This window comes from Micromonospora antibiotica (assembly GCF_017599305.1).
Classification (GTDB): Bacteria; Actinomycetota; Actinomycetes; order Mycobacteriales; family Micromonosporaceae; genus Micromonospora; species Micromonospora antibiotica.
In genome coordinates this window covers 72,919-84,478 of sequence record NZ_JAGFWR010000028.1, presented here as the reverse complement: position 1 = coordinate 84,478, position 11,560 = coordinate 72,919, and the positions used below count along the sequence as shown (strand labels likewise).

The window sequence follows — 11,560 nt, the reverse complement described above, 5'->3', positions numbered from 1 at the left end:
ACAGACTCAAACGCAACCGCGCTGTGGCGACCCGCTTCGACAAGCTCGCCGTGCGCTACGAGGCCACCGTGCACATCGCCGCGATCAACGAGTGGCTGTGACCAACTTCGACACAGGGCCTAGCAGCACGCGGTCTCCCCGCGTACCGACCGGGGACGGGTCCGAACGGTCCTCGGGTGCGACCGGGGTGGGGGACAATGCTCCCATGACCTCCACCGGATCGTCGCGGCTGTCGTTGTGGTCCACCGACTCGGTGTTGTCGATCGGGTCCCGGGGCTCGGTGCTGTCCATCGGCAGCGTCGGCTCGATCGCCTCCGTCGGCAGCGTCGGCTCCGCCGGATCGGTCCTGTCCATCGGGTCGGCGCTCTCGGTCGGGTCGGCCCTGTCGTGGCGGTCCCGCTGGTCGTTGCTGGCCGACCGTTCCTCGGGGGTCGCGATGGGGTCCCGCGAGAGCGCCCGCACGCTGGTCGGTCCGACGGCGGCGGTGGCGGCCGTGGCGTTGGCCGCCTACGCCGGCTACCTCCTGACGCGCAGCCGCCATCCGGGTGAGGGTCGTTGAGGGCGGACACGGCAGGGGGTGCCGGGAAGGTGACACACGGCGCGTTCAGCAGTTGCCGGGCTTGTCGTTGCGTGTCACAGCGGTCCAGGTGAGCAGCTGGCCGGGCACCTCCGTGACCAGGTAGGGGCTGCCGTCGGTCTGCTTGAGCGTCTTCGCGTACGCGTCGCTGACGGCGTAGACGTGCAGTTCGAAGCTCTGTCCCGGTGACCTGTCGTCGCCGACCACGACGCGGTTCGCCTGCCAGGTGTGCGGGGTGGGGAAGTGGAGCGGCTGTTCGTAGAAGTAGCCCTGGACACCGGCCGGGCGCACGAAGATCACGGCGGTTCGTCCCGCTGCCGGCTCGTCCCCCGTGCCGGAGACGTCCGAGCAGTTCGGCACGACCGTCGCACTCGTGATCGCGAAGCGCACCGACGGGGTCCTGGACGGTGTCGGAGCTGTCGTGGAGGGCGTCCGGGTGGGAGGTGGACTGCTCCGTGTCGGCGGTGGAGTCGGCGTCTCCGGTCCGGTCGATGCGTCAGGGGTCGGCGTCCCTGGTGGAGACGGCGTCGGAGCCGGCGGTGACATCTGGCCGAGCGACGACTCGGAACCCGACTGGCTCTCCTTGCCGGGTGTGCGGTAGGTCGGCATGGCCGCCACGACCCCCACGATCAGCGTGACCAGCGTGCCGAGCGCCGCCACCAGCACGCCGAGCGCAGCCACCTGCTCGGCAGACCTCAACGTTCGCCACCATCGCCGCATCCGTGCCCTCCTCGATCAGCCGACGCGGGCTTTCAGTACACCGGGTGCGAGCAACCGACACCGTCCATCGTGGAGGCGGTCGATGCGGCGACATGGTCCACTGGGGATGGTGCGGACCGGTGCAGGTGCGAATCCGGTGGACCTGCCGGTTCCTGATCGTCGAGGATCGGCGGATGTCCGTACCCGTACGTCAGATCCGTGCTCGCTACTCGACTACGACGATCACCGTGTACCAGGCGTACCCGCCGCAGATCGCGCTGCCGGCGGTGTACGCCGGACGTTTCGTGGCCCCCTTCAAACGGGACCGGATGACGTGGATCAAACCGTCGTTCCTGTGGATGATGTACCGCTGCGGCTGGGCCACCAAGCCCGGGCAGGAACGCGTGCTGTCCATCGAGATCACCCGGGCGGGTTTCGAGTGGGCGCTGGCACACGCCTGCCTGAGCCACTACGACCGTGACCTGCACGGCGACGCGGCGACCTGGGCGCAGCAGGTGAAGACCAGCCCGGTCCGGGTGCAGTGGGACCCGGAGCGGTCGCTGCGTCTGACCGCGTTGCCGTACCGGTCGCTACAGGTCGGGCTGTCCGGCGAGGCCGTCCACCGGTACGTCGATGACTGGATCGTCACCGTCGAGGACGTCACCCCCGCCGTCGAGCAGATCCGGGACCTGCTGCGCCGGGGTGACGAGCAGGCAGCGGCAGCACGCCTGCCCGCCGAGCGCGGCTATCCGCTCCCGGACCGGATCGCCGTCGGCCTCGCCGCCAGCCCCGATGTCGCCGCTGCGCCGGGAGTCCCGCTCGACGGCACCGCCAAGGGCAACTGACGCCCTGCGGCCTGGCCGCAGCAGATCAACCGCCGACGTTCCGGCGGCTTCGGCCGCCGCCGCGCGGTGCTCCCCTGGCCCGGGGCGCATCGGTGCTCCACCGCGGGCTCGGACCGCCGCCGACGGGCGTCAGGCGTCACGTCCGGCTCAGGGCGGAAAACCCGGCGGCCGGGGCCACTGGTCCGCCTCCGGGTCGGGCCGGTAGTCCGGTGGCGGCTGCCCGGCGGGTGGGCGTACCGAGGACGGCGGCGCGGCGGACGGGCCCGGACCGTGCGCCCCGGCGGCGGGTGGAGCGGTGACCCCGGCCACGGGTGGAGCGCCGCCGCCCGGTGGGGGCGCAGCCGCGACGCCGACCACGGGCCGGGCCACGCCGGGCTCGGCCGGGACACCCGGGGCGTCCATCGGTGGGGTGGCAGGCCGCGCCGCCGATGGCCGGTGGTCGGTGGGCTGCGGCCCCGGGAGCGCCGGTACGGCAACCCGGGGCCGCCAGACCTGCTCCCCGCCGATCAGGCTGCGGAAGTCGAACTGACACTTCGGGCAGGTGCGCAGTGCGGTCTCGGCGCGGCGATCACCGCACTTCTGGCAGTAGGTCACCACCGTCTCGTCGGCGTCCATCCCCTGGCAGCGGGGGCAGGCGAACTTGGGGCCCTTGTTGTTGAGCTGCACCAGCCGGCCGGCGAGCACGTAGGGCGTGACCAGCCCGCCGATGCTGCTGGCCAGGTCCCGGGTCCGCCGGGTGCGCTCCTGCATGCGTTCCATCTCGGGGTTGGCGACCTTCTCCAGCCGGCAGGTGGTGCAGGTGCGCAGGGTCCGCACCGGCAGCAGTCCACGTAGCCGGGCCTGCTGGTGCAGGAAGGTCACCGCCGGCACGTCCGCCGGCTCGACGGTGATCCGGTCGGCCCCGCCCGCCGCGAGGCGTTCCTCGACCCGGAACACCAGCGACTGCACCTGCCCGACGAGCTTCGGCGGCATACCGCCCGGCCGGCTGACGATCAGCGTGCCGACCATCAGCATGCCGTCGGCCAGGTTGGCAGGGACCTCGGCAACGGCGTCGGCCGTCTCGAAGGTGAAGGTCGCGCCGCCGGTACGGGTGACGACCGCCTGCCGGTGCGCCTGCCCGTCGCCGTCGAGCAGCCGGCCAGCGTGCCGGGACAGTGCCGCCTGCGCGCGGTTGGCCAAGCCGGCGGCGTGCTGCATCATCGCCACGTCACCCGGGCCCGTCTGCCGCCACCATGGGCTGAACGAGGTGGCCGCCGCCGGGTCGAGCCGACCGAGTACGCCGTCGAAGGCGCTCAGCACGGACTCGAAGAGACCGACGTACACCGAGGTCACGCCCCAGTTCCGCCCCAGCCGGCCCGGCCATCGGTCGACCAGCAGCACGCCCACCTGCGCCCCCGGGCCGTCGGCCTCCAGGGTGATGCGCAGCTGTACCGGCACCTGGGTCGGCGAGAGGGTGACGCCACCGAGGCGGGAGCCGCGTACCGCCTCCAGCAGGCTGAGCTGCTCGGTCTTCAGCTCGAAGGCGAGGTCACGGAGACTGCGCAGCAGTTGCTGGCGGGCCACGCTCGGCGGGGCACCGAGCCGTCGTTGCGCGCCGGCGGCCAGCCGGCCGGGCTCCAGCCCGGCCTCGACGACCGGCGGCACGGCTCCGGGTCCACCGGTGTCAGCCCAGCTCATTCCGCTACGTCGTAGGAGACGCTGGTGTCGAAGCTGGACCCGGCGGCGTCGTAGCCCCCGGCGTCGTATGAGGTGTCGTACGACGTGCTGGTGTCGTAGGAGGTCGCGTCGTACGTGCTGGTGTCGTAGGAGGTGCTGGTGTCGGTGCCGCTGGTGGCCCAGTCGACTTCGGCGGCTGCGGTCTCCACGTGGTCCACGACGGCGTCGGAGTAGTCGGCGGAGACCGTGTAGTTGTTCTCGGCGATGTCGGCGTGGTCGGCCGCCCGCGCCATGGCGCTCTCGGCGACGTCGATGTTGCCGGCGGCGGCGTTCTCCACGGCGTAGTCGGCCCAGTCCTGGGCGGAGTCGGCCCAGTCGTCACCGCTGTCCGCGTGCCAGTTCGACCAGTCCTGGTCGCCGACCGCGCCGCTGATCTCACTTTCCACGATGGACGCCGAGGGTTCCGGTAGCGCCACCACCGCCTCGGTCAGGGTGGTGTCCCCGATCGGCGTGTCGGTGGTCAGGAAGTCGCCCCAGTCCGAGTCGGCACTCATGCTCTGATTCCCCAGATCTCGATGAACGTTTGCGGTAGGCGGTCGTCGGCCGAGCGCTCCGGCCGAGCGACCAGAACTGTCCCACGATCACGGCCGGGGCCGCGCGCTCGCCGCGACGGGGGGTGGACGTGTCGGCCGAGGTCACGGTGGTTTCCGGCCGGTGATGCGGCGACGGTGTCGAGATGCCGACAGAGACTCCGCCGCACCGGTGTCCGCTGCCGACGGCCGGCGAGCCGGGTCGAAGACGACTGGCCTCCTACGGTGCACCATCGGCTGAACGGTGCCCCTGGTTTCGGCTCCGCCGGGCCGGCCTCCCCGTGCCATGGCGGCCCCAGCGACCACGGCAGAGCAACCGCTGGTGCGAGCTGAACACAATGTCATCATGAAGAAGCTCTCGGTTGTCGGCCCGGCTTGTGCCAGCCGCGCGATCTTCCGCACCCGCCGTGGACTACGCACCCTGCTCGCTCACTTTCTCGCGGCCGTCGGCCTGGTGTCGGCAGTGGTGCAGTTCCTCGGGCAGATGTTCTTCAACCAGGCATTCCCGGCGCCAGTCGCCGTCACGGCCGTCACTCTTTTCTGCTGCTTCGCCTGGGCTGTCGCCCAGGCCTATCCCCGCTCCCGGATCGAGCGCGAGTTCAGTACGCCGGACACCACGGTCCGGGTCGAGGTCGGCGACCTGTTCGAGCAGGAGACCCACCTCGTGGTCGGCTTCACCGACACCTTCGACACGGCGGTGGGCGACGACCGCATCATCAGTGGTGCCGCCGTGCAGGGGCAGCTTCTGCACCGGCGCTACGGTGACGACCAGCGGCGTCTCGACCAGGAACTGGCAGCCGCCCTGCGGCGTGCGGCACCGATCGCGACAGAGCCACCCGGGAGCAAGCCCGGCAAGCGCAAACGGTACCCGATCGGCACAGTTGCCGTCGCCGGCCGGCCGGGGCAGCAGATCTTCGCCGTGGCGTACAGCCGTCTCGGCAACGACCTCGTGCCGCGCTCGTCAGTGGACGATATGTGGGTCAGCCTGAACCGGCTCTGGGACGCCGTCTACGAGCGCGCCGAACGACGCCCGCTCGCGATGCCCATAATCGGTTCGGGGCTGGCGCGCATCGATCAGCTCGACCGCGAGTCCCTGCTGAAGTTGATTCTCATATCTTTCCTGGCGCGGTCCCGGAAGACGCCGATCTGCCGGGAGCTACGCATCATCGTTCATCCCGACGACCTGCACTCCGTGAATCTTCTTGAGGTCCGGGCCTTTCTCCGGGCTCTGTGACCGGGGGACGGCGGTCGAAGGCCCGGACGTCAGGTCGGGCCCCCCTGTTTGAGCAGGTGCCAGGCGTTCAGGACGAAGTCCACAGCGAAGCCGGTCGCCGCCGGGTGCTCCTCCAGCAGCGTCGGCTCCAGCACGACCTGCCCGGGGTGGTGGCGGCGGAGGCGGTCGGCGAGCAGATACATGCCTGCCGGGGTGCCGATGCACAGGAATCGGAACGGGTGGTTGCGGGTGACTGCGAGCATCAGCAAGGTGACGTCGCCGATGTCGCGGGTTGCCGTGCGGACCAGGATCCCGCTGGCCGTCCACTGCGCGACATGCCGCTCCACCGGCAGGTCCATCAACACGAACACCGGCTCGACGGTTTGCAGCATTGCCAGCAGGTCACCGTGCCGGGCCAGCGTGTGATGGGTGGTCAGGGCCAGTAACGGCCGGTTCGCCACCATGCCCTGGCACTGCGTCGGCGTAGCCCCGTCGGGCAGTAGCCCGAGCCGGATCGTGGCACCGCTCACGCTGGCGATCGCGGCGAACCGCTCCGGCACGGCCTGCTCGCCGAACATGAACTGGCCCTTCGCCACCGCGCCGTCCAGCCAGAGCCCACAGACATGGTCCTCGCCGCCGGCCGACTCCGCGACGGAGGCGAACTCGGCGGTCAGCGGCGCCCGGAGCAGAACCCGCTGCCGGTGCAGTTCGAGCCCGTCCTCGTGCGCCGCCAGACGCTCCCGGGCCACCGTGATCAACGCAGCTGTCTCCGGGTCGACCTCGGCGACGGCGTCCCGGTAGGCGGTGGCCAGCGCGGACTGCTGGTGGGACCCGACCGAGCCGAGGCCGGCCCGGTCCAGGACCTCGCACACATGGGCGTGGCATCGGGGACCGAGGACCTCCTCCTCGAACTGGCGCAGCCGCTCGAATCCCGGCGAGCCGGCCCTCGGACGTGCCGCGCCGTCGTCACCGCCCCGTTCCGGGAACTCGGCGCGCACCGCCGCGAACAGTTGTGTCCAGGACTGCGGCCCGCCTGTCTGCTCGAACACCGCCAGACGCCGGTCCGGGCTGTCCCGGCCAGCCGCCACGTCGTCACTGGCGAGTTGGCGGAACCCGCGGTGCACCAGGTCGAGTGACATCGCAGGGCGCATGCAGACTCGCAGCACCGCGTCGATGGCGCTGATCCGAAACTGCCAGGGCCAGTCGCCCGCCACGTCGACGAGGGCAAGCCCTCGATCCAGGTACGCCAGGTACTCGCGGTTACCGACCAGCAGTTCGCGTGCGGCGTCGACACCGGTCACGATGGCGGAGAGTGTCGTCGCGTACGTCTCGTGGCTGTCTCTCGACTGGTCGACCAGACGCAGAAAGACCTCGCGCAGCGCGTGCCGCCGGAATCCGGAGCGGGCTAGAATTCCCGCACCGGTCGCCAGCAGCCCCCATCCGGACGACCGTTGCAACTCGTGATGGAGCGCCTCGTGCAACTCTGTCATGGACACCTGGGCCGGCCCGGTCAGGCTTCCCATCGTCAGGACCCAGCTGTCCGACCCGTCGTAGGCGCCGTACTGATCGAAGCGAAGGACATCGGAGAGGTGATCTCGTCCGCAGCTCAGGGTTTCGCCGGCCATGTACCGATGATGCACCTTGGTGACCGGTGATCCCCCAGACCTTCGCCTGTTCGCGGGACGGCCTGGCCGCTGTGCTGCTCGGCGGGTACGACGGTGCGGGATCGTGGTCGATCGCCGCGCCCCAGATCCGCGGTGACGACGAACAACTGCTGGTCGAGACCCACGAGGGGCTCCACCACGAGCTACAGAGTTCCACCGGCTACGGACTGGTCGCCGCGCTGTCCGCCCGGCTGTCCGGGCGGGGGGTGTCCCGCTACCGGCTCCGCGAGGTGTTTCACGAGATGGTCGTCCGGTCCCGGCAGGTCCACGAGGTGTTCGCTACCACCCTGGCGGCCGGCGTGGTCGGCGTCGATCTCACCCGGCGGCTGTTGTCCGACAACACCGACTACACAGGACACCTGGAGACCGGCCTGCGACTCGCCGGTCCCGGCGTGCCCGAGCCCCGGCGGGCCACGGTCGCGGCCGCGGTGCTGCGCTGCTGCATGGCGCCTGCCGGCGTCTCGACCCTGATCTCCAGCGGGTTCCGCCGCCTCTCCCGGGAGCACCTGGCGGCAGACGACCTCACCCCGGACGTCCGGCTGGATCGGTTCCGCGCCGCCCGCGCCGGTCCTGAACTCGGCCGGATGGTGCGGGACCTGGCCGGCGCTCCGGAGGGGGAGCTGATGCGGGCCACGTACGAGCACGCGCGGCACGTCCTGGACCGGGTCGGCCTGCCGTCGGTCGCGTGGGCCGACCAGGCTGAGGTGGCCGAGGCGCTGCGGGCTGCGGTCGGCGCAGTGGATACCGACCTGGCGGCCCGGCTGAACATCGTGACCGGACGGCGTCCGCTGCTCGACGACGGCCTCGAATACGACCGGCAGAAGGTCGTCCTGCGCGATCGGCTGCCCGCGGAGGTCAGCATCCTGACCGATGCCGAGCAGGCCAGCCGCTCCTTCGGTGGGTCATTCGTCTGCGCCGTCTGGATGAGACGAGACGTACTGGCCAAACAGTTCCGGCTTCCGGCGACGCCTCCGTTGCCCGATCTGGTGGCGGCTCTGATCGACGGCGGTGGAACGGAACCGGTCGTACGGCTCGGACTGCTGCCGGACGGCATGACACCCGGTGAGGTGCAGACGTGGCTCGGACCGGTGCCGGTCGTGGCGCTGACCACCCACCTCACGCTCGCCGCCCCGGAGGCCGACGCGCTGCTGCGGCGGTCCTCGCCGGTCCTCGTGTTGATGGATCTTCCGGTAGCTTGGCACGTAGCCGACTGGCTCAGGCAGGGCGCCACCGTCCGGCTGGCGCCGACGCCGCTCGACTCGCCGTTCGGTGGCGTCGAGCTGTGGTTGGCGGTGTTCGCGATCGACCGCCGACCCGGGCTGCGTTTCCTCGCGGTGGGAGGCAAGGTGGGAGTGTCGGTACTGCTGGAGCGGCTCCGGCAACGGCATGGTGAGCGGTTGGTGATCGACGGTGCGCTCCTGAGCACTGAGGCGAGCGTCGTTAACGCCGTTCTCACCAGGGTCTTCGACACCTGGCACGTGTTCGACCAGGACGCTGTCGAGTGACCGCCCACTCCTGGCCACTGGCCCTGCTCGGCGCGACGGAGCCAACCGTCGATGGCACGGTGCTGGTGGACGCCGCATCGGTCAACCGGCTCGGCGACACCCTCGGTCTCGATCCGGACGACACCCGCGTGTGGATGCGCGGACTGATCGAGCAGGAGCATCCGCTGGCGGCGTTCGAGATGCGGTCGGGGGCTTGGCGCGTCAACCTTCTCCCGGCGGTCGCCGTCTCGGCGGTGACCGGCCTGGTCGGCGCGGCGGTGCTCCAACTGCTGGACGTCGGCTCGCTGCCCGGGGTACTGCTCGGCCTGGCCGCCGGGGCGCTGCTGCACGTCGAGCAGGTCGAGGTCGCCGAGGCTGACGTGGTCGTGCACGCCCGGCTGTGCGCGGCGGCGGCCAGCGGCGACCCGCAGAGCGTGGCGGCCCTGTACGCAGCGCTGCCCGTAGATGTCCGGGACGAGTTGACGCTGACCGAGTTCGCGGCGGTGGCGCTGCGCCTGCACGAAATCGGCCTGGTCGAATGGACCGGCACCGGCGTCAACCTCCGCGCGGCGAACGCCCGACGCGGATTCCGGTTGGTCGCGCGTGCCCCTTCGGCAGCCGCGCTGTCGGCGGCGTTGCCCGACGCCCCGGACACCCCCCACGAGCACCGTCAGCGGGTCTTCGTCGTCCACGGCCGCGACGACGCCTTCGTCGGGCGGATGTTCGAGCTGCTCAGCCTCCTCGGCCTGCGCCCGATGGAATGGGAGTCGCTGGTCGCGGCGGCAGACCGGGGACCCGCACCGGTCCTACACGAGGTGATCCGCGAAGGGCTGTCCCGGGCGCAGGCCGTCGTCGTGCTGCTGACCCCGGACGACGTGGTCCACCTACATCCCAATCTGCGTCGCGATCAGGAGGACGGCCACGAACTGACCCCGGCCGGTCAGCCCCGACCCAACGTCCTGATCGAGCTGGGCGGCGCCCTGTACGGTTTCGCCGACCGGACGGTCATCGTCCGGGCCGGGGCGATCCGGCCGATCGCCGATCTCGGCGGGATCAACTACATCGACTTCGACGGCCGCGAGCCGTCCCGGGCGAAACTCGTGGAGCGGCTTCGCCGGGCCGGTTGCGTCGTCGACGACCGGGGCACCGAGTGGCGGCGTCCGACCCGGTTCGAAGGGCTCGACACCTTCACCCGCCGCCCGGCCTGACCGGCACACCGGCACCCTGTTGCCGGATCCGGAGGCCGGTCGTTTGCGCACGACGATGCGACATCGGTGATCCCCGTGGCACCTCAGGCTGTGCGCGGCGGCACCCGACAGGGGCCGCGTCACCTGCCCGCCGGGGCGGGGGACCTGCCGCGACGGCCGGCGCGTTACGTCCGGTCCGGGTTGAGGAAGCACGACAGCAGGTGCCGGAACTCGTGCGGGTGCTCGATCGCCGGCACGTGTCCGCAGCGGCCGAACACGTGCAGACGCACGTCGGCCAGGTGGTCGAGCAGGGGTCGGGTCGCCGTCGCGAGCGGGGTGACCCGGTCATCGGCACCGTGGACGAGCAGGACGGGTGCGCGGATCGCGGCCAGCGTCCGCGCCCCGAGGGTGAGGTCGTCGACCCAGCGCGCCCGGGGCGGCGGGAACAACGACGCGTACGCGGCGGCCCCGGTTCGCATCGCGTCCGCGCGGGCGGCGACGGCCGCGTCGGTCACCAGCGTCTGGTCGAGGAAGAGTCGACTGAGCATGTCCCGTGCCCCGACCGGGCCGGCGGGGGCGGCCCAGAGCGCGTCGAGGTCGGCCGACAGCGGTGCCCCGGGGGCACCCATCGTCGAGACCGCCACGACCCGGGTGACCTGCCGGGGGTACGCGGCCGCCATGGCCAGCGCCACGGCCCCGCCCATGGAGTGGCCCACCACGGCGTAGTGCTCGATACCGAGCGCATCCATCAGTCCAGCGGCCTGCCGGGTCCACAGCCGGAGTCCACCCCGGGAGCCCGCCGGGGCGGGGGTGCCGCCGAACCCGGCCTGGTCAGGGGCGAGCACGCGCCAGGACGGGCCCAGGGCCTGGGCCGTCGCCGCCCAGGCTCCGGACCCGGTCGTGCCGGGTCCGGAGCCGTGCAGCATCAGCACCGCCGGCCCGACGCCACTGTCGAAGACGTGGACGGGAGAGCCGTCGACGGTGACCGTCCGCGGTGTCGTCATCGGGACGGGCCGGATGCGCTCACGCCGCGGGCGAGTCGACGGACTTCGCGAAGAGTTCCATCATCGCCCGGCCGAACTGCGGCATGTCGGGCCATCCCCGGCAGGAGACGAGGTTGCCGTCGACGACGTCGGGCGCGTCGATGACGGTCGCGCCCGCGTTCTCCATGTCACCGGTGATGGGCGGGAAGCAGGCCGTCTTGCGGCCCTTGAGCAGCCCGTACACTGCGGGGACCTGCGCGCCGTGGCAGACCAGCGCGACGGGGAGGTTGCGGGCGAAGAAGTGTTCGGTGATGCGGCGGACGTCGGCGTCGACCCGGATCCACTCGGGTGCCCGTCCGCCGGGGATGATGAGGGCGTCGTAGCGTTCGACGTCGACCTCGGCCCAGGGCACGTCGACCGGCAGTTTCCTGCCGTTCTTCTCCACGTAGGCGTCGGAGTTGGGGTCGAACTCGTGGATGACCAGTTGCACGTCACGCAGCGTGCGTGACGCGACGTCGACGTCCCAGCCGCCCTCCTGCACGCGGTAGTAGGGGTACATGGTGTCGAGTTCCTCTGCGGCGTCGCCGGTCAGGAGCAGCGCTCTGGGCATCTGCTTCTCCTCGCAATGTGGTGGCGGTGAGGTGGACGCGATCCAATCCGAT

11 protein-coding genes and 1 pseudogene are annotated in these 11,560 nt (G+C 71.3%); 6 read left to right on the top strand and 6 right to left on the bottom strand.

Annotated features, from left to right (window positions below):
- Positions 1 to 101: pseudogene (locus JQN83_RS33510) on the top strand (IS5 family transposase); the annotation flags it as partial.
- 104 nt (positions 102 to 205) lie between these two features.
- Complete coding sequence (locus JQN83_RS28730; protein ID WP_208570284.1) at positions 206 to 559, top strand: hypothetical protein; 354 nt, start codon at positions 206 to 208, stop codon at positions 557 to 559.
- Positions 560 to 604: 45 nt separating this feature from the next.
- Here the strand turns inward: JQN83_RS28730 and JQN83_RS28725 are convergent, their stop codons facing one another.
- A complete protein-coding gene (locus JQN83_RS28725; RefSeq protein ID WP_208570283.1) occupies positions 605 to 967 on the bottom strand; it encodes a hypothetical protein in 363 nt (120 codons plus the stop codon).
- A gap of 503 nt (positions 968 to 1,470) precedes the next feature.
- Here JQN83_RS28725 and JQN83_RS28720 point away from each other — a divergent pair.
- Positions 1,471 to 2,121 carry a DUF4291 domain-containing protein gene (locus tag JQN83_RS28720; RefSeq protein ID WP_208570291.1) on the top strand — a complete coding sequence of 217 codons (651 nt, stop codon included), beginning with the start codon at positions 1,471 to 1,473 and terminating at the stop codon, positions 2,119 to 2,121.
- Between the two features lie 147 nt (positions 2,122 to 2,268).
- Here JQN83_RS28720 and JQN83_RS28715 read toward each other — a convergent pair whose 3' ends face one another.
- Both JQN83_RS28715 and JQN83_RS28710 read right to left on the bottom strand, forming a co-directional pair.
- Positions 2,269 to 3,798, bottom strand: a complete 1,530-nt coding sequence (locus JQN83_RS28715; RefSeq protein ID WP_208570282.1) for a hypothetical protein — start codon at positions 3,796 to 3,798, stop codon at positions 2,269 to 2,271.
- Positions 3,795 to 4,331, bottom strand: a complete 537-nt coding sequence (locus tag JQN83_RS28710; RefSeq protein ID WP_208570281.1) for a hypothetical protein — start codon at positions 4,329 to 4,331, stop codon at positions 3,795 to 3,797. The genes JQN83_RS28715 and JQN83_RS28710 overlap by 4 nt, the downstream gene beginning before the upstream one ends.
- Positions 4,332 to 4,713: 382 nt before the next feature.
- On the opposite strand from JQN83_RS28710, the gene JQN83_RS28705 reads away from it, so the two are divergent.
- Positions 4,714 to 5,601 (top strand): macro domain-containing protein, encoded by an 888-nt coding sequence (locus JQN83_RS28705; protein WP_208570280.1) that lies wholly within the window; start codon positions 4,714 to 4,716, stop codon positions 5,599 to 5,601.
- A 29-nt stretch (positions 5,602 to 5,630) separates the two neighbouring features.
- Here the strand turns inward: JQN83_RS28705 and JQN83_RS28700 are convergent, their stop codons facing one another.
- Positions 5,631 to 7,070, bottom strand: coding sequence for a hypothetical protein (locus tag JQN83_RS28700; RefSeq protein WP_208570279.1), 1,440 nt, complete (start codon positions 7,068 to 7,070; stop codon positions 5,631 to 5,633).
- 161 nt (positions 7,071 to 7,231) lie between these two features.
- Between JQN83_RS28700 and JQN83_RS28695 the strand changes: the two genes are divergently transcribed.
- On the top strand, positions 7,232 to 8,749 hold the full coding sequence (locus tag JQN83_RS28695) for a hypothetical protein (RefSeq protein WP_208570278.1): 1,518 nt from the start codon (positions 7,232 to 7,234) through the stop codon (positions 8,747 to 8,749).
- Positions 8,746 to 9,936, top strand: a complete 1,191-nt coding sequence (locus JQN83_RS33950) for a TIR domain-containing protein (RefSeq protein ID WP_208570277.1) — start codon at positions 8,746 to 8,748, stop codon at positions 9,934 to 9,936. Before JQN83_RS28695 ends, JQN83_RS33950 begins: the two co-directional genes overlap by 4 nt.
- A gap of 164 nt (positions 9,937 to 10,100) precedes the next feature.
- Here the strand turns inward: JQN83_RS33950 and JQN83_RS28685 are convergent, their stop codons facing one another.
- Positions 10,101 to 10,919: an alpha/beta fold hydrolase gene (locus tag JQN83_RS28685; protein WP_208570276.1), complete on the bottom strand. Its 819-nt coding sequence runs from the start codon at positions 10,917 to 10,919 to the stop codon at positions 10,101 to 10,103.
- 19 nt (positions 10,920 to 10,938) lie between these two features.
- Positions 10,939 to 11,508 carry a DJ-1/PfpI family protein gene (locus JQN83_RS28680; protein WP_208570275.1) on the bottom strand — a complete coding sequence of 190 codons (570 nt, stop codon included), beginning with the start codon at positions 11,506 to 11,508 and terminating at the stop codon, positions 10,939 to 10,941.
- Between the last annotated feature and the right edge of the window lie 52 nt (positions 11,509 to 11,560).

What these genes read in the sequence shown, in the direction of transcription:
- JQN83_RS28715 (WP_208570282.1), bottom strand. Translation starts at nt 3,798, where the DNA reads ATGAGCTGGGCTGACACCGGTGGACCCGGAGCCGTGCCGCCGGTCGTC.
- JQN83_RS28720 (WP_208570291.1), top strand. Translation starts at nt 1,471, where the DNA reads ATGTCCGTACCCGTACGTCAGATCCGTGCTCGCTACTCGACTACGACG.
- JQN83_RS28700 (WP_208570279.1), bottom strand. Translation starts at nt 7,070, where the DNA reads ATGACAGAGTTGCACGAGGCGCTCCATCACGAGTTGCAACGGTCGTCC.
- JQN83_RS28685 (WP_208570276.1), bottom strand. Translation starts at nt 10,919, where the DNA reads ATGACGACACCGCGGACGGTCACCGTCGACGGCTCTCCCGTCCACGTC.
- JQN83_RS28710 (WP_208570281.1), bottom strand. Translation starts at nt 4,331, where the DNA reads ATGAGTGCCGACTCGGACTGGGGCGACTTCCTGACCACCGACACGCCG.
- JQN83_RS28730 (WP_208570284.1), top strand. Translation starts at nt 206, where the DNA reads ATGACCTCCACCGGATCGTCGCGGCTGTCGTTGTGGTCCACCGACTCG.
- JQN83_RS28680 (WP_208570275.1), bottom strand. Translation starts at nt 11,508, where the DNA reads ATGCCCAGAGCGCTGCTCCTGACCGGCGACGCCGCAGAGGAACTCGAC.
- JQN83_RS28705 (WP_208570280.1), top strand. Translation starts at nt 4,714, where the DNA reads ATGAAGAAGCTCTCGGTTGTCGGCCCGGCTTGTGCCAGCCGCGCGATC.